Here is a 15,492-nt window from a genome sequence, read left to right as displayed (position 1 = left end):
ATTATCCCCCGCCACACCTCCATGTCCCTGATCCCCTACGCCCTGACCCGCCCTTTCCTCTTCGGCCTGGATGCCGAGGCTGCGCATGAACTCACCATGGACATGCTGGCCCGCGGTCAGCGCACCCCCCTGCAGTGGGCCTGGTGCAACGAGACGGTGGACGACCCCGTGCAACTGGCCGGGCTGACCTTTCCGAACCGCGTCGGCATGGCGGCAGGCCTGGACAAGAACGCCCGCTGCATCGATGCGCTGGGCGCCATGGGGTTTGGTTTTGTAGAGGTGGGCACCGTCACCCCGAAGGCGCAGCCGGGCAACCCCAAGCCACGCATGTTCCGGCTGCCCGAAGCCCGTGCGCTCATCAACCGCCTGGGGTTCAACAATGAGGGGCTGGATGCCTTTTTACACAACGTGCAGCAGGCACGTTTTCGCACCACGCAAGCCCGGCGCCACCCCCTGCTGCTGGGCCTGAACATCGGCAAGAACGCCACCACCCCCATCGAGAACGCCACCAGCGACTACCTGACCTGCCTGGAGGGCGTGTATCCCCATGCCGACTACGTCACGGTCAACATCAGCTCGCCGAACACGCAGAACCTGCGCGCCCTCCAGAGCGATGCGGCGCTGGACGCCTTGTTGGGGGCCATCGCGGAGCGTCGCGAAGTCCTGGCCACGCGCCATTCTCGGCGCGTGCCCGTGTTCGTGAAGATTGCGCCGGACCTGGATGAAGCGCAGGTCGCCGTGATTGCAGCCACCCTGACACGCCATGGCATGGACGGCGTGATCGCCACCAACACCACCATCGTGCGCACTGCCGTGCAAGGCCTGCGGCACGCCGAGGAAACGGGGGGGCTGAGCGGCGCACCCGTGCTGGAGGCCAGCAACCAGGTGATCCGGCAGCTGCGTGCAGCGCTGGGGCCGCAGTTTCCCATCATCGGCGTCGGTGGCGTGATGAGCGCGCAAGACGCTGTGAGCAAGATCCGCGCGGGAGCGGACGTGGTGCAGATCTACACCGGCCTCATTTATGAAGGCCCAGCTCTGGTGGTCAAAGCGGCCAAGGCCATCAAGGCCATGGCGCGATAAACACCCTTCTCGCCGGTCGGAAGGCAAAAAAAAGCCGCTGTACGACAGCGGCCTTGGGATGCACGCGCGCAGCGCTCAGCGGCGCAGCCGCATCAACAGCGGCAACACCACGCCAGCCCAACGGATCAGACGACGAGGCCCCGCCACCAGGCCCACACCCGCCATCGCGACCATGGCCACGGGATGTTCGCGGGCAAAACCCGCCAGGCGCAGTGCCATGGACTCATCGATCCCGCCCGCGCCCTCACGTTGCCGTGACAGCGCCAGGGACTGGGCCCGCGCAACCCGGCGCGCACGCAGGCGCGCGCGCTGGGTGGCAATGCGATCAATGACCTTTTGCTGCGCATCCGTGGGCGGCGGAACGTCCGCCACGTCAGGGACGGCAGTGGTTGGAGATGCGGCGGCCATTACAAACGCTCCTTGATGTCACGCCAGTCTTGCGCCAGTTCTCGGCGGGTCAATGCAAAGCCATCACTGGCCCGCTTGGCCACCGAAACCAGCGACAGCAATGTTGCGCCCCATCCGGCCACCCAGACACCTGCAACGATCCAGGCCACCAGCGTACGCTGTGGCGTGTCCCAAAAATGCACGAGGACGGCCAGAGAGAGCATGATCAGCGCCACCACCGTGAGGCCTGCAACCAGAATGGTCAGCACCAGCATTTGCTGCAAGCGCTGCTTCTGGTCCTGCCACTCCAGGCGCGCCAGATCCATGCGGTCTTCGGCCGCGATGGCAGCCTCGATGACGTTGGCACGCCACCGGGACACCAAGCTTTCAAGCCCCAGAATGGACAGCCAGTTCATGGACGGCCTCCGAACCTTTGCTTCATAGGGCGCGGCACCAGGTTAACGGCGGGCCAGCACGAAGCCCACGAGGGCGCCCACGGCCAGAGCGGCACCGGCCACACGCCATGGCTCATCGTGCGCATAGCGGTCTGCGGCGAGGGCAGCGTCCTTGGCCTGGCGTGCTGCGTCCTGCGCCGCACGGACTGCGGATTCACGGGCGTTGTGCAGGCCATCGTCCAGGCGTTGGCGCAGCACTTTGATGTCGGGCACGGCGTCCAGGTCCTTGCTGGCCAGCAGCCCGCGCAGGTCGGACACCAGTTTTTCCAGTTCGCCCTGGGTCGTGGTGATGGTGTCGGAAACAGTCATACAAGCCTTTCTTGAGAGCAACAAAAAATGTTGGACCTCGACACAGGAGGTCTTGGGTTTCATCTTAGCCACGTGCCCGAAGCCCCTTCGTAGGACGGGGACCCAAGAGGTTACGGTGTGCAAGCAGCTTGCGCCAGATCAAGCCAGCGCCGCCACATGCTCCCCAATCGCGAGGGCACTTGTCAACCCGGGCGATTCGATGCCGAACAGGTTGACCAGCCCTGCGATCCCGTGCACCGATGGCCCCTGGATCACGAAATCCGCCGCCGCGGCGTCGGGACCGTGGATCTTGGGGCGCATGCCCGCATAGCCGGGCACGAGCGCGCCATCGCGCAAACCGGGCCAGTAACGTCGGACCTCGGCATAGAACGCATCGCCACGGGATGGGTCCACCGCCAGATCGTCGGGTGAGTCGACCCACTGCACGTCCGGCCCGAACTTCGCCTGCCCGCCCAGGTCCAGCGTCAGGTGCACACCGAGGCCTGCGGCCTCCGGCACGGGGTAGATCAGCCGGCTGAAGGGCGCCTTGCCAGACAGGGTGAAGTAGTTGCCCTTGGCGTAGTGGGCGACAGGCACATGCGCGGCGCCGAGCCCCGCAAAGCGTGCGGCCAGCCCGGGGGCATGCAGGCCGGCGGCATTGACCACGGAACGCGCCACCAGGCGTGTACCGTCAACCGCTACCAATTCAATAGCATTTGGCGCGCATTCAGCGTGCGCCAGGGGCGAATTCAATACCACCATCCCACCCGCGTGCTCCAGGTCTCCCTGCAGCGCGAGCATCAGCGCATGGCTGTCGACGATGCCGGTGCTCGGCGAATGCAGAGCGGCCACGCACTGCAGCGCAGGCTCCAGCGCCTGCGCGGCCTCGGCATCGAGCCATTGCAGATCGCCAACGCCGTTGGCACGCGCGCGCGCTTCGATGCCCTGCAGCGCCGGGATCTGTTCCGGGGACGTGGCCACGATCAGCTTGCCGCAGCGCCGGTGCGGCACGCCGCGCTCGGCGCAGTAAGCGTAGAGCAGCTCGCGGCCTTGCACGCACAGCCGCGCCTTGAGCGAGCCCGTGGCGTAGTACAGCCCGGCATGGATGACCTCGCTGTTGCGCGAGCTGGTGCCGGTGCCGATGGCATCGGCCGCCTCCAGCACCATGACCTCGCGCCCCTGCAGCGCCAGCGCACGGGCCACGGCCAGGCCGACCACGCCAGCACCGACCACCACGCAGTCGACAGCTTCGCTCATCGCGGGGCCGCCTGCTCGAAACCATCGAGCACGTTCACGGCGTTGTGGCCCAGTTCGGCAGCCGCGTAGCCGCCTTCGAGCACGAACACCGTGGGCAGCCCCAGGGCGGCCAGCCGCTCGCCCAGGCGGGTGAAGTCCGAGGTCTTGAGCGCGAATTTCGAGATGGGGTCGTCCTCGAAGGCGTCGAGCCCCAGCGATACCACCAGCGTGTCCGCCTGGTACTGCGCAATGCGCACGCAGGCCTGCTCCAGCGCGGCGAACCATTGCGTGGCGGTGGTGCCCGCGGGCAGCGGCAGGTTGAGGTTGAAACCTGCGCCCTCGCCTTCGCCGGTTTCGTCGGCATGGCCCAGGTAGAACGGGTATTCGGTGCGTGGATCGCCATGCAGGCTGATGAACAGCACGTCGGCACGGTCGTAGAAGATGCTCTGCGTGCCGTTGCCGTGGTGATAGTCCACGTCCAGCAGGGCTACGCGCCCGGACCCGTGGTTGCGCAGCCACTGCGCCGCCACGGCAGCGTTGTTGACAAAGCAGTAGCCGCCCATGAAGTCGGGCCCTGCATGGTGGCCCGGCGGGCGTGTACAGCAGAACGCGGCACGCGCGCCCTGGGCCACGCGGGCCGCTGCGCTGGCAGCGGCATCGGCCCCTGCCTTCACGGCCTCCCAGGTGCCCGCGGCCATGGGCGTGCCGTTGTCCATGGAGTACAGACCCAGTTTCGCCACGAAGTTGTCCGGCTCCACGTCGCTGCGCAGGCTGCGCACCGGCCACACCGACGGGAATGGCTGGACCGAAGCGTTGGCCGCGTCCAGTGCCAGCCACTGTTGCCATGCGCTCTGCAAAAAAGCCAGGTAGCGCGGCGCATGGATCTGGGCCAGCACCGGCGTGCTGTCCACATCAGGCGCCAACAGCCCATGGCCGCGCTCCAGCAGGGCGTCCTCCACATATTGGGCACGGACCGGTTTCTCGAAGCACGGCACGCGCTCTCCCCGGTAGAACTCATGGACCGGCGCATGCCGGTGGTGCAAGGGGTTGTGGAAAGAAATCATGCGGATACAGAAAGGAAATGGTTTTGCCCGCGTCCGTCGATGCATCCCACGGAGGCAGGCAGGGCTCACCACTTTAGCGCGTCCCAAACCGCTCGAAACGCTGCCCATGCACCACACCGCAGCGAAAACTGGCACCAGGCAAGGCTGGCAGGGCTGGCAGCACAGGCAGGCACCCAGCCGCACGTGCCGCGCTTCATGTGCCGGTACCAGACATCGTCCGGGCCCCAAAGCCACGAGCTTCCCTCTAAGCGCAATGCAGTTCTTGCGGGACTGCCTGCCTCTGGGAGCACATCGATCTTGTCGATCCGCTGCGAACTCAGCGGGCCTGGCACAGCGCTTGCATCTCTTCTTGTATCCAAGATTGAATTCTTCAAAATGGTGCAAGCAACAAACTCCCTGGTGGCCGAATTTCCTCCTGTGCCTGACGGTTCACCGCGCCTCCCATTGGCCGAGCAGGCCTGGTTGGTGCGCTGCGAGCCCGCTGTCGCCGGCAGGGCTGGCGGCCCGCTCAGCGGCCTCCGCTTTGCGGTCAAGGACAACATCGACGTGGCCGGCTACCCCACATCCGCCGCCTGCCCTGGCTTTGCCTACACGGCGACGGCCCATGCAGCGGTAGTGCAGCGCCTGCTCGACGCCGGGGCAACGCTGGTGGGCAAGACCAACCTGGACCAGTTCGCCTGCGGGCTCAACGGCACGCGCTCGCCGCATGGCGCGGTACCCAACGCGCTCAACCCCGCCTACGTGTCCGGTGGCTCCAGTTCAGGCTCTGCCTATGTAGTGGCTACCGACCAGGTGGACTTCGCGCTGGGGACCGACACGGCCGGCTCGGGCCGCGTGCCCGCAGGGCTGAACAACATCGTGGGCATCAAGCCAACCAAGGGTCTCGTCAGTACACGGGGCGTGGTGCCGGCCGCGCAGAGCGCCGACTGTGTCTCGATCTTCGCGCGCACGGTGGACGTGGCGGCCCGCGTGCTCCAGGTCGCACAGGGCTATGACGGGCAAGACCCCTATGGGCGGCAGCTCACCCTGGCCACCAAGCCATTGCCCGCCAGCTTCCGTTTCGGCGTGCCCGATGTGCTCGAGTTCTTCGGCGATGCAGCGGCCGAGGCGGCATTCGCCGAGGCCGTGGCACGCCTTCAGGCGCTGGGCGGCACGCCGGTGCCCATACCCTACGCGCCGCTGGCCCAGGCCGCGGCCCTGCTTTACGAAAGCGCCCTGGTGGCAGAGCGCTATGCCGCCGTGCGCAGCTTCTTCGACCAACACGAGGACCAGGTGGTGGAGCCGGTGCGCAGCATCCTGGCCAGCGGGCGCAGCTACAGCGCGGCCGACCTGTGTGACGCCCAGACCCGGCTGCGCGCCCTGGGCCAGCAGGTGGCACCGATGTGGCAGGGCCCCGAGGCCATCGACGTGCTGCTGGTGCCCACGGCCCCCACGCACTACACGATCGCAGCCATGCAGGCCGACCCGGTGGTGCTCAACCGCAACCTGGGCGCCTACACCAACTTCGTCAACCTGCTGGACTATGCCGCCATTGCGGTGCCCAGCAGCCTGCGCGCCGACGGCCTGCCCTTCGGCATCACGCTGATAGGCCCCTGCGGCAGCGACCTGCAGTTGGCGGAGCTGGGCCAGCGCTACCACCACGCCACCGGCCTGCCCCAGGCCGCCGGCAGCACGCCCTTGCCCGTGCCCCAGCCCATCGCCGGGCTGCAGGCGCCCGCCACAGTACGGGTCGCCGTGGTCGGTGCCCACCTGAGCGGCATGCCGCTGAACGGCCAGCTCACAGACCGCGGCGCCACGCTGGAGCTGGTGACCGAGACAGCCGCCGACTACCAGCTCTACGCCCTGCCCGGCACCGTGCCGCCCAAGCCCGGCCTGCTGCGTGTGGCGCCGGGCCAGGGCACGCGCATCGCCATCGAGGTGTGGCGCATGCCCGCCGCGAACTACGGCAGCTTCGTCGCGTTGATCCCGCAGCCGCTGGGCATAGGCACGCTCACCCTGGCCGACGGCAGCAGCGTGCAGGGCTTCATCTGCGAGCCGCTGGCGCTGGCCGGTGCGCACGACATCAGCCACTTTGGCGGCTGGCGGGCGTACATCGCGTCGCTCAGGGCCGGCACCTGATTCCCTGTTTGTTCCCCTCCAACCCTGCTGCAGGAGCCTTCCATGACATCCCACAGTTCCATCACGTCCACGGGCGCATCGCGCCGCCGCATCTTGCAGGCCTCGGCCGCAACCCTGGGTGTGCTGGCAGCACCCGCGCTGGTGCGCGCCCAGGCGGCGCCCAAGATCCGCATCGGCTTCTGGCCCGTGGCGGCCGGGCTGCCTTTCTTCGCTGCGGTGGAGAAAGGCTATTTCAAGGAGGCAGGCCTGGACGTAGAGCCGCTCAAGTTCGCGGGCGCCCAGCAAGTGATGGAGGCCATGCTCGCGGGCCGCTCCGACGGCAGTTCCAACGGCACGGGGTCGGCCAACCTGGCCATCGGCGAAATCGCCCAGCCGGGTCTTTTCAAGATCTTTGCCACCAACCCGAGCAACGCCAGGTTCGTGCTCGACCAGTTCATCACCGGCAAGGACAGCGCCATCAAGACCATGGCCGACCTCAAGGGCAAGAAGGTCGCCTCGGGCCCCGGCATCCAGAACATGACGCTGTGCAAGACCATGCTGGAGCGCGCCGGCGCCACCGGAGCGACCGTGACCGAGCTACCCATCGGCCAGCACATCGCCGCCATCGTGGCCGGCCAGGTGGATGCCTGCTACACGCTGGAGCCCACCGGCACCATCGGCCGCATGAACGGCACCACGCGGATCATCGAGTCGGGGGTTGTGGCCAGGTACATCCTGGGCGATGCGATGGCGCCCTGGCACGGCGGCGCAGCCAGCCTGACCAGCGAGTTCATCAAGAAGAACCCCGAGGTGGCCAAAAAGTTCATCGCCGCCTACGCCCGCGGTATCGAGCTGGTGCGCAGCAAGCCCGACGAGGCCCGGCAGTTCATGAAGGGCTACACCGCCATCGAAGGCGCGCTCACGGCCGAGGTGCCGCTGGCCTCATACATGCTCTACAACGAGTTCAAGCCCAGCGACCTGGCGTACTTCCAGAAGTTCTACGACCTGTTCACCGAGAAGGGCATCTTCGAGAAGAAGGTCGTGGTCGACAGCCTGATCTACAAGGCCTGAAGGGGCGCACCATGGCCGAAACCACCTCCACCACTGCCGGCGCCTGGTCGCCGCCAGCGAGCACGGCGGCATCCGCTGTGCCCAAGACGCCCGCCTGGGACAGGCTGCTTCCCTTCGTCGGCCCCCTGGCCCTGTTCGTCCTCTGGGACCTGGTGGTGCGCCTGGGCTTCATCAAGCCCATCCTGCTTCCACCACCCGGCGCCACCGTGCTCACGCTGGTCACCGGCCTGGCCGGCGGGCCGCTGCTGCTCGACTTCGCGGTGACCGTCTGGCGCACGGTGCAGGCCTTTTTGATCGCGGCCGTGGTCGGCGTGCCCCTGGGCGTGCTGCTGGGCAGCAACGAGCGCGCGTACCGCAGCGTGGAGTTTCTGATCGACTTCTTCCGCTCCACCCCCTCTTCGGCGCTGATCCCGCTGTTCCTGTTGATCTTCGGCGTGTCGGATGTGAACAAGGTAGCCATCGCCGCGTTCGGCGCCTTCCTGATCGTGATCTTCAACAGCGCCTATGGCGTCATCAACGCCCGCAAGCAGCGCGTCATGGCGGCGCGCGTGATGGGCGCATCGCGCTGGCAGATCTTCAAGGACGTGCTGATCTGGGAAAGCCTGCAACCCACCTTCGTCGGCCTGCGCTCGGCCGTGTCGATGGCGCTGGTCATCGTCATCGTGGCCGAGATGTTCATCGGCTCGGACAACGGCCTGGGCCACCGCATCATCGATGCGCAGCAGGTGCTCAACGTCAAGAGCATGTACGCCGCCATCCTGGCAGCAGGCGCCCTGGGCTATGCCCTGAACATTCTCTTTCTGATCGCCGAACGCAGGATCGTGCACTGGAGCGGCCGATGAACGCCGTCGTCAATGGCGCCGTGTATGCCGATGTGCCCCAGCGTGTCTTCACGCCCGGCCCGGCCGGCACCCACATCACCATCCGTGGGCTGACCAAGTACTTCGCGGGCTGGCCGCTGTACGAGGACTTCGACCTCGACATCCCCAAGCACAAGATCGTCTCGGTCTTCGGCCCCAACGGGTGCGGCAAGAGCACGCTGATCAACATGATCGCGGGCCTCGTGCCCATCGACCGCGGCGAGATCCTGTTCGATGGCAAGAGCCTCAAGGACACGAAGATCGGCTACGTCTTCCAGAACTACCGCGAGGCGATGTTCCCGTGGATGCGCACCATCGACAACATCGCCTACCCGCTCAAGCTCGAAGGCAAGAGCAAGGCCGAGGTGGACCGCCGCATGGCCGAACTGGTGGCCTCGTTCGACGTGAAGTTCGACCTCAACCGCTACCCCTACGAACTCTCGGGCGGGCAGCAGCAGACGGCGTCCATCATGCGCGCGCTGGCGCCCAACCCCGAGGTGCTGTTCCTCGACGAGCCCTTCTCGGCACTCGACTTCGAGATGACGCTGTTCATCCGCGAGAAGCTGCAGGAGGTGTTCATGCAGACCGGCACGACCATGCTGCTGGTGTCGCACGACCTGGAAGAAGCCGTCTACCTGGCCGACGAAGTGCTGCTGCTGACCAAGCGCCCTACCAAGGTGGCCGAGATCCTGAACTACGAAGACGCGCGCCCACGTACGCTGGCCACGCTGAGCGAGCCGAGCTTCGTGGCGATGAAAAAGCTCAGCCTGGAGATCTTCCAGCGCGAGGTGCGCCGATGAACGCCACCGAGCTGGAACGCTACCTCGACGCGGCCTCGGCCGCCATCGGCCTGCCCATCGCGCCCGAACACCGCGCGGCCGTGCTCGGCTACCTGGCGCTGGCCAGCGATTTTGCCGACACCGTCAACGCCGTGCCGCTGGCCACGACGGACGAGCCCGCCATGGCCTTCGTCCCGGTGGTGCCGCCTGAGGGAGGCCGCGCATGACCGCGCCCTGGTGGCAACAGGACGCCGCCGGCATGGCACAGGCCGTGGCGGCGCGCGACGTATCGGCCACGGCGCTGGTGACGGCCTGCCTGGACCGCATCGAGCAGACCGACGCCCGCGTCAACGCCTTCACCGCCGTGCTGCGGGCACGTGCCCTGGCGCGCGCTGCACGCATCGATGCCGGCCTGGCTGCGGGGACACAGGCCGCCCTGCCCCTGCTGGGCGTGCCCTTTGCCGTGAAGAACCTGTTCGACGTGGCGGGCCTCACCACGCTGGCCGGCTCCAAGATCGAGCGCGACCGCCCTCCCGCCCGGGCCGACGGTCTGCTGGTGCAGCGCCTGGAGGCCGCAGGCGCCATTCTGGTGGGGGCGCTCAACATGGACGAGTACGCCTACGGCTTCACCACCGAGAACAGCCACGAGGGCCCCTGCCACAACCCGCACGACCTGGCGCGCATCGCCGGTGGTTCGTCGGGCGGCTCCGGCGCGGCCGTGGCTGCGGGCCAGGTGCCCATCACGCTCGGGTCGGACACCAATGGTTCGATCCGTGTGCCGTCTTCGCTGTGCGGCGTGTTCGGACTCAAACCCACCTTCGGGCGGCTGCCGCGCACGGGCAGCTTTCCCTTCATCTCCAGCCTGGACCACCTGGGCCCCATGGCGCGCAGCGTGCGCGACCTGACGCTGGCCTACGACGCCATGCAAGGCCCGCAGGCGCCTGGCACGCACGCCGATGCAGGCTGCGCGCAGAGGCCCGCAGACCCGGTGGCCCACGACCTGGAGACGGGAATCACCGGTCTGCGCATCGGCGTACTGGGCGGCTACTTTGCCGACAACGCCCTGCCCGAGGCGCGCGCTGCCGTGGCCCGGGTGGCACAGGCGCTGGGCGCAGAGGCCGAGCCGGTGGAACTGCCACTGGTGGAGGCAGGCCGCGCGGCGGCCTTCCTCATCACCAATGCGGAGGCGGGTGCCCTGCACCTCGACAACCTGCGCACGCGCGCAGCCGACTTCGAGCCGCTGTCACGCGATCGCTTCCTGGCAGGCGCGCTGATCCCTGCCGCCTGGGTGGCACGCGCCCAGCGCGTGCGCAGCCGCTATGCCCACGAAGCCGCACGGGTGCTGTCGCGCTACGACCTGCTGCTGGCCCCTGCCACGCCCTGCGCGGCCACGCCCATCGGCACCGAGCGTTTCAACCTGAACGGTCGCGACCTGCCGCTGCGCCCCAACATGGGCCTGCTGACCCAGCCCCTCTCATGCATCGGCCTGCCGGTGTGCGCCGTGCCGGTGTGGGGCGCGCACGCAAGCCTTCCCATCGGCGTGCAGATCATCGCGGCGCCCTGGCGCGAAGACCTGGCGCTGCGTGCCGCCACCGTGCTGGAGGCTGCGGGCATCTGCCGCGCGCCCATCGCCACTTTGTGAAAGCCATCTTTTTCATGCCCTACACCATCAACCAGCCCGAGGTGCTCGCCGAGGTCGAGGACGTGTTCGCCCGCTACGAAGATGCCCTGGTGCACAACAAGGTGGAGGTGCTCGACGAGCTCTTCTGGGACAGCCCCCACACCCTGCGCTACGGCGCCACCGAGAACCTGTACGGCTACGCGCAGATCCAGGCCTTTCGCGCCGGGCGCCCGGCCCAGGGGCTGCAGCGGCGCCTGCTCAAGACCGTGATCACCACCTACGGCCGCGACTTCGCCACCGCCAATGTCGAATTCCAGCGTGAGGGCAGCGCCCGCACCGGCCGCCAGAGCCAGACCTGGCTGCGCACCGAGGCCGGCTGGCGCGTTGTCGCAGCCCACGTGAGCCTTCTATGAAGCACCCCCTGAGTCGCTACGCGCCTTCCCCCTCTCTCGTCTCGCTGCGCGAGTCGGGAGGGGGACGCCCCCAGCGCGGCGGGGCGGCCCTTGCGCGGGGGCACTGGCCTTGGCCGCGCCAGTGGCAGCGGCTTCGGGCATAGCGCGGCCAGAGGCCAGAGGCCAGAGGCCAGAGTAATGCACCTCTCTCGATTTCTTTCTGTTCCCCTTTATCCAACCCCTGCCGAAAGGACCGCCATGAAACACGAGAAACCCATGTCCCGCCTTGCCCACCCGAACCGCCGCGAATCCCTCCAAGCCCTTGCGGCGCTGGGCGCTGCAAGCACCCTGGGCGGCTGGGCAATGCAGGCCAACGCACAGGCCCCGCCCACCGTGGGCGTGATCTATGTGGGCCCGCGCGACGACTACGGCTACAACCAGGCCCATGCGCAGGCTGCGGCCGAGCTCAAGAAGATGCCCGGCATCAAGGTGGTGGAAGAGGAGAACGTGCCCGAGACCGCCGCCGTGCAAAAGACCATGACCGGCATGATCGCGCAGGACGGCGCCAAGCTGTTGTTCCCCACATCGTTCGGCTACTTCGACCCGCACCTGCTGGCCCTGGCCGCCAAGTACCCGGACGTGCGCTTTTCGCACTGCGGCGGCATGTGGACCGAGGGCAAGCACCCCAAGAACGCGGGCAGCTTCTTCGGCTACATCGACGAGTGCCAGTACCTCAACGGCGTGGTGGCCGGCCACATGAGCAAGAGCGGCAAGATCGCCTTCATCGCGGCCAAGCCCATCCCGCAGGTGCTGCGCAACATCAACGCCTTCACGCTGGGCGCGCGCTCGGTCAAGCCGGGCATCACCTGCAGCGTGATCTTCACGGGCGACTGGTCCATGGCCGTCAAGGAGGCCGAGGCCACCAACAGCCTGGCCGACCAGGGCTGCGACGTGTTCACCATGCACGTGGACGGGCCCAAGGTCATTGTCGAAACCGCGGCCAAGCGCGGCAAGATGGTCTGCGGCTACCACGCCAGCCAGGCCAAGCTGGCGCCCCAGGCCTACCTGACGGGCGCCGAATGGAACTGGCTCACGGCCTACACCACCATCATCGAGGCGGCCCGCACCGGCAAGCCGCACCCCAACTTCCTGCGCGGGGGCTTGAAGGAAGGCTTCGTGAAGATGTCCGCCTACGGCCCTGCGGTGAGCGACGCGGCCAAGAAACAGGCCGACGACACCAAGGCGAAAATGATCGCGGGCAGCTTCGACATCTTCAAGGGCCCGCTCAAGAACAACAAGGGCAAGGAGGTCATCGCCAGCGGCAAGTCGTTCAAGCAGACCGACCTGGAGCTGGAAAAGATGGACTACCTGGTCGAAGGCGTCCTGGGTTCGTTCTAAGCAAGGGACTGCCATGCACTCGGCCGCCAAGGACGTCCTCTTGCCCATCGCCGCCATCGGGCTGGCGCTGCTGCTGTTCGGCGGCTTCGTCGGCTTGGCGGGCGTAAACCCAGTGGACATGTGGCTCACGCTGTTCAAGGGCGCGTTCGGCGACTGGTTCTCGTGGCAGAACACCCTGCAGCGTTCTGCGCCATTGATGCTCACGGCCCTGTGCGTGGCATTGCCTGCGCGGGCGGGGCTGACCATCATCGGCGGCGAGGGCGCGCTGGTGCTCGGCGGCCTGGCCGCCGCGGCGCTGCCCATGGCCGTGGCCTTGCCCGGCCATGTGGCGGGCACGGCGCTGGCCTGCGCCGCTGGCGCCGTGGCCGGCGCGCTGTGGATCATGCTGGCGGGCTGGCTGCGCCAGTACCGCGGGATCAACGAGACCATCAGCAGCCTGCTGCTGTCGTACGTCGCCATCGGCCTGTTCAAGCACTTCGTAGAGGGCGCGCTGCGCGACCCGGCCAGCCTGAACAAGCCGGCCACGCCCAGCCTCGATCCGGGCCTGCTGATCGGCGGTATCGGCGGCTCGGACGTGCACTGGGGCCTGGTGCTGGGCGTGCTGGCCTGCGTGGCGCTGGGCCTGTGGCTGCATTTCACCGCCTCGGGCTTCTCGATCCGCGTGGTGGGCGGGAACCCGCGTGCCGCGCAATTGGTGGGCCTGCCGGCCACGCGCCTGATCCTGGTGGCCTGTGCCCTGGGCGGCGCGGCGGCAGGCCTGGCCGGTGCCGTGGAGGTGGCGGCGGTTCACACCAATGCCAATGGCGCGCTGATCGCGGGCTACGGCTATGCCGGCATCCTCGTGGCCTTCATTGCGCGGCACCACCCGATCGCGATCATCCCCGTGGCCATCGTGTTCGGAGGCTTCGGCGCGGCCGGCAGCCTGCTGCAGCGCCGCCTGGGCCTGCCCGACGCCTCGGTGATGGTGCTGCAAGGCATTGCCTTCGTGCTGATCCTGGCCAGCGAGGCGCTGCGCGACGTGGACTGGCGGGCCCTGTGGGCCCAGCGGCGCAGCCGGCCCGCCGAGCCGACGACGCCGAGCGCCCCGCCCACCGCGAATGGGGAGGCGATATGACCGCAGACCAATGGATTGCCCTGATTGCCGGCATCGTGGGCGGGGCCCTGCGCGTGGGCGTACCCTTCCTCTTCGTGAGCCTGGGCGAGTGCCTCACCGAGAAGTCGGGCCGCATCAATCTCGGTCTGGAGGGTGTGCTGGTGCTCTCGGCCATGACCGCCTTCGGCGGCGCCTACGTCACCGGATCGCCCTGGCTCGGGGTGCTGGCCGGTGCCACCGCTGGCGCCGTGCTGGCCACGCTGCACGGCGTGCTGTGTTCGCTTCCGCGCGTGAACGATGTGGCCACCGGCATCGCGCTGATGCTGCTGGGCACGGGCCTCGCCTTCTACCTGGGCAAGCCGCTGATCCAGCCGCAGGCTCCGCAGATCCCCGCCCTGCCCCTGGGCGGCTGGAGCGATTCGCCCGTGGTGCAGTCGGCCCTGCAGGTCAACGCCCTGCTGCCACTGGGCATCGTGCTGGCTGTGTTCCTGTGGTGGGCCTTTGCGCGCACGCGCTGGGGCCTGCTGGTGCGGGTGGCAGGCGACTCGGTCAACGCCACGCGGGCGTTGGGCTATTCGGTGCCGGGCATCCGCATCGCGGCCACGGCGGCCGGCGGCTTCATCGCCGGGCTGGGCGGGGCCTCGCTCACCCTGTTCTACCCCGGCAGCTGGAGCGAGGGCATCTCCAGCGGCCAGGGCCTGATCGCCGTCGCACTGGTGATCTTCGCGCGCTGGAACCCGCTGCGCTGCCTGGTTGCCGCCATGCTTTTCGGCGGTGCCGGCGCCATCGGCCCGGCGCTGCAGTCGGTGGGTGTGGGCTGGGGCTACCACCTGTTCAACACCGTGCCCTATGTGCTGACGCTGCTGATCCTGGTCGTGACCTGCAAGCCCGGCAGTGTCGCCACCGGCAGCCCCGGTGAACTCTCTTCCACCAAACAGTCTTGAAGGACCTCCCACGTGACCACAGCGACCACCCGGCACGTCCAGGCCAATCCCTACGCCTGGCCCTACAACGGCGACCTGCGCCCGGACAACACGGCGCTGCTCGTGATCGACATGCAGACCGACTTCTGCGGCATCGGCGGCTATGTGGACGTGATGGGCTACGACATCGCCCTCACGCGCGCGCCCATCGCGCCGCTGCAGCGCCTGCTGCCGGCGATGCGTGCACAGGGCTTTCGCGTCATCCACACCCGCGAGGGGCACCGCCCGGACCTGGCCGACCTGCCGGCCAACAAGCGCTGGCGCTCGCGCCAGATCGGCAAGGAGGGCCTGGGCATCGGCGATGCCGGGCCCTGCGGGCGCATCCTGGTGCGCGGCGAGCCGGGTTGGGAGCTGATCCCCGAACTCGCGCCGCTGCTCGGCGAGGTGGTGATCGACAAGCCGGGCAAGGGCTCGTTCTACGCCACTGACCTGGACATGGTGCTGCAGCTTACGGGCGTGCAGAACCTGATCCTCGCGGGCATCACCACCGATGTCTGCGTGCACACCACCATGCGCGAGGCCAATGACCGGGGCTACGAGTGCCTGCTGCTGTCCGACTGCACGGCGGCCACCGACCCCGCCAACCACCAGGCTGCGTTGAACATGGTGACCATGCAGGGCGGCGTGTTCGGTGCGCATGCCACGTCTGGCGCACTACTGGCCGCATTGGCTTGAAGGAAAAGGAAGT

The 15,492-nt window shown here is 68.0% G+C and carries 17 protein-coding genes; 12 read left to right on the top strand and 5 right to left on the bottom strand.

The window, feature by feature from the left end; all coding sequences use genetic code 11:
• The first annotated feature begins 21 nt into the window (after positions 1 to 21).
• A complete protein-coding gene (locus tag ACSQ3D_RS08890; protein WP_436126610.1) occupies positions 22 to 1,080 on the top strand; it encodes a quinone-dependent dihydroorotate dehydrogenase in 1,059 nt (352 codons plus the stop codon).
• 75 nt (positions 1,081 to 1,155) lie between these two features.
• On the opposite strand, the gene ACSQ3D_RS08885 is transcribed toward ACSQ3D_RS08890, so the two are convergent.
• The 5 genes from ACSQ3D_RS08885 to ACSQ3D_RS08865 all read right to left on the bottom strand — a co-directional run bounded on the left by ACSQ3D_RS08885 (position 1,156) and on the right by ACSQ3D_RS08865 (position 4,510).
• Positions 1,156 to 1,488, bottom strand: a complete 333-nt coding sequence (locus tag ACSQ3D_RS08885; protein WP_436126609.1) for a hypothetical protein — start codon at positions 1,486 to 1,488, stop codon at positions 1,156 to 1,158.
• Positions 1,488 to 1,883, bottom strand: a complete 396-nt coding sequence (locus ACSQ3D_RS08880; protein ID WP_056423341.1) for a phage holin family protein — start codon at positions 1,881 to 1,883, stop codon at positions 1,488 to 1,490. The genes ACSQ3D_RS08885 and ACSQ3D_RS08880 overlap by 1 nt, the downstream gene beginning before the upstream one ends.
• 42 nt (positions 1,884 to 1,925) lie before the next feature.
• Positions 1,926 to 2,231 (bottom strand): DUF883 family protein, encoded by a 306-nt coding sequence (locus ACSQ3D_RS08875; protein WP_056421388.1) that lies wholly within the window; start codon positions 2,229 to 2,231, stop codon positions 1,926 to 1,928.
• Positions 2,232 to 2,369: 138 nt separating this feature from the next.
• Positions 2,370 to 3,467: an NAD(P)/FAD-dependent oxidoreductase gene (locus ACSQ3D_RS08870; protein ID WP_436126608.1), complete on the bottom strand. Its 1,098-nt coding sequence runs from the start codon at positions 3,465 to 3,467 to the stop codon at positions 2,370 to 2,372.
• A complete protein-coding gene (locus tag ACSQ3D_RS08865; RefSeq protein ID WP_056421390.1) occupies positions 3,464 to 4,510 on the bottom strand; it encodes a histone deacetylase family protein in 1,047 nt (348 codons plus the stop codon). Before ACSQ3D_RS08865 ends, ACSQ3D_RS08870 begins: the two co-directional genes overlap by 4 nt.
• 375 nt (positions 4,511 to 4,885) lie before the next feature.
• On the opposite strand from ACSQ3D_RS08865, the gene atzF reads away from it, so the two are divergent.
• From atzF to biuH, 11 genes are all read left to right on the top strand, one after another.
• Positions 4,886 to 6,628 carry an allophanate hydrolase gene (gene atzF, locus ACSQ3D_RS08860; protein ID WP_436126607.1) on the top strand — a complete coding sequence of 581 codons (1,743 nt, stop codon included), beginning with the start codon at positions 4,886 to 4,888 and terminating at the stop codon, positions 6,626 to 6,628.
• 42 nt (positions 6,629 to 6,670) lie between these two features.
• Positions 6,671 to 7,678: an ABC transporter substrate-binding protein gene (locus ACSQ3D_RS08855; protein WP_436126606.1), complete on the top strand. Its 1,008-nt coding sequence runs from the start codon at positions 6,671 to 6,673 to the stop codon at positions 7,676 to 7,678.
• A gap of 11 nt (positions 7,679 to 7,689) precedes the next feature.
• Positions 7,690 to 8,520, top strand: a complete 831-nt coding sequence (locus ACSQ3D_RS08850; protein WP_436126605.1) for an ABC transporter permease — start codon at positions 7,690 to 7,692, stop codon at positions 8,518 to 8,520.
• Positions 8,517 to 9,338 carry an ABC transporter ATP-binding protein gene (locus ACSQ3D_RS08845; RefSeq protein WP_436126604.1) on the top strand — a complete coding sequence of 274 codons (822 nt, stop codon included), beginning with the start codon at positions 8,517 to 8,519 and terminating at the stop codon, positions 9,336 to 9,338. The genes ACSQ3D_RS08850 and ACSQ3D_RS08845 overlap by 4 nt, the downstream gene beginning before the upstream one ends.
• Complete coding sequence (locus ACSQ3D_RS08840; RefSeq protein ID WP_056421395.1) at positions 9,335 to 9,544, top strand: DUF4089 domain-containing protein; 210 nt, start codon at positions 9,335 to 9,337, stop codon at positions 9,542 to 9,544. Before ACSQ3D_RS08845 ends, ACSQ3D_RS08840 begins: the two co-directional genes overlap by 4 nt.
• Positions 9,541 to 10,959, top strand: coding sequence for an AtzE family amidohydrolase (locus tag ACSQ3D_RS08835; protein WP_436126603.1), 1,419 nt, complete (start codon positions 9,541 to 9,543; stop codon positions 10,957 to 10,959). The genes ACSQ3D_RS08840 and ACSQ3D_RS08835 overlap by 4 nt, the downstream gene beginning before the upstream one ends.
• Positions 10,960 to 10,973: 14 nt before the next feature.
• Positions 10,974 to 11,351, top strand: coding sequence for an oxalurate catabolism protein HpxZ (gene hpxZ, locus ACSQ3D_RS08830; protein ID WP_436126602.1), 378 nt, complete (start codon positions 10,974 to 10,976; stop codon positions 11,349 to 11,351).
• 255 nt (positions 11,352 to 11,606) lie between these two features.
• Entirely contained in the window at positions 11,607 to 12,728 is a 1,122-nt protein-coding gene (locus tag ACSQ3D_RS08825) for a BMP family ABC transporter substrate-binding protein (protein WP_436126601.1), read from the top strand.
• A gap of 13 nt (positions 12,729 to 12,741) precedes the next feature.
• Entirely contained in the window at positions 12,742 to 13,842 is a 1,101-nt protein-coding gene (locus ACSQ3D_RS08820) for an ABC transporter permease (RefSeq protein WP_436126600.1), read from the top strand.
• Positions 13,839 to 14,765 carry an ABC transporter permease gene (locus ACSQ3D_RS08815; RefSeq protein WP_436126599.1) on the top strand — a complete coding sequence of 309 codons (927 nt, stop codon included), beginning with the start codon at positions 13,839 to 13,841 and terminating at the stop codon, positions 14,763 to 14,765. Before ACSQ3D_RS08820 ends, ACSQ3D_RS08815 begins: the two co-directional genes overlap by 4 nt.
• A 12-nt stretch (positions 14,766 to 14,777) precedes the next feature.
• On the top strand, positions 14,778 to 15,479 hold the full coding sequence (gene biuH, locus ACSQ3D_RS08810) for a biuret amidohydrolase (RefSeq protein WP_436126598.1): 702 nt from the start codon (positions 14,778 to 14,780) through the stop codon (positions 15,477 to 15,479).
• Positions 15,480 to 15,492: the final 13 nt, after the last annotated feature.

This window comes from Acidovorax sp. LjRoot117, from assembly GCF_964252695.1.
Taxonomy (GTDB): domain Bacteria; phylum Pseudomonadota; class Gammaproteobacteria; order Burkholderiales; family Burkholderiaceae_C; genus Acidovorax.
The sequence above is the reverse complement of the archived record's forward strand: the minus strand, read 5'-3'. Positions and strand labels throughout refer to the sequence as shown.

Coding starts and splice junctions, on each gene's coding strand:
- ACSQ3D_RS08890 (WP_436126610.1), top strand. CDS start 22: ATGTCCCTGATCCCCTACGCCCTGACCCGCCCTTTCCTCTTCGGCCTG.
- ACSQ3D_RS08885 (WP_436126609.1), bottom strand. CDS start 1,488: ATGGCCGCCGCATCTCCAACCACTGCCGTCCCTGACGTGGCGGACGTT.
- ACSQ3D_RS08880 (WP_056423341.1), bottom strand. CDS start 1,883: ATGAACTGGCTGTCCATTCTGGGGCTTGAAAGCTTGGTGTCCCGGTGG.
- ACSQ3D_RS08875 (WP_056421388.1), bottom strand. CDS start 2,231: ATGACTGTTTCCGACACCATCACCACGACCCAGGGCGAACTGGAAAAA.
- ACSQ3D_RS08870 (WP_436126608.1), bottom strand. CDS start 3,467: ATGAGCGAAGCTGTCGACTGCGTGGTGGTCGGTGCTGGCGTGGTCGGC.
- ACSQ3D_RS08865 (WP_056421390.1), bottom strand. CDS start 4,510: ATGATTTCTTTCCACAACCCCTTGCACCACCGGCATGCGCCGGTCCAT.
- atzF (WP_436126607.1), top strand. CDS start 4,886: ATGGTGCAAGCAACAAACTCCCTGGTGGCCGAATTTCCTCCTGTGCCT.
- ACSQ3D_RS08855 (WP_436126606.1), top strand. CDS start 6,671: ATGACATCCCACAGTTCCATCACGTCCACGGGCGCATCGCGCCGCCGC.
- ACSQ3D_RS08850 (WP_436126605.1), top strand. CDS start 7,690: ATGGCCGAAACCACCTCCACCACTGCCGGCGCCTGGTCGCCGCCAGCG.
- ACSQ3D_RS08845 (WP_436126604.1), top strand. CDS start 8,517: ATGAACGCCGTCGTCAATGGCGCCGTGTATGCCGATGTGCCCCAGCGT.
- ACSQ3D_RS08840 (WP_056421395.1), top strand. CDS start 9,335: ATGAACGCCACCGAGCTGGAACGCTACCTCGACGCGGCCTCGGCCGCC.
- ACSQ3D_RS08835 (WP_436126603.1), top strand. CDS start 9,541: ATGACCGCGCCCTGGTGGCAACAGGACGCCGCCGGCATGGCACAGGCC.
- hpxZ (WP_436126602.1), top strand. CDS start 10,974: ATGCCCTACACCATCAACCAGCCCGAGGTGCTCGCCGAGGTCGAGGAC.
- ACSQ3D_RS08825 (WP_436126601.1), top strand. CDS start 11,607: ATGTCCCGCCTTGCCCACCCGAACCGCCGCGAATCCCTCCAAGCCCTT.
- ACSQ3D_RS08820 (WP_436126600.1), top strand. CDS start 12,742: ATGCACTCGGCCGCCAAGGACGTCCTCTTGCCCATCGCCGCCATCGGG.
- ACSQ3D_RS08815 (WP_436126599.1), top strand. CDS start 13,839: ATGACCGCAGACCAATGGATTGCCCTGATTGCCGGCATCGTGGGCGGG.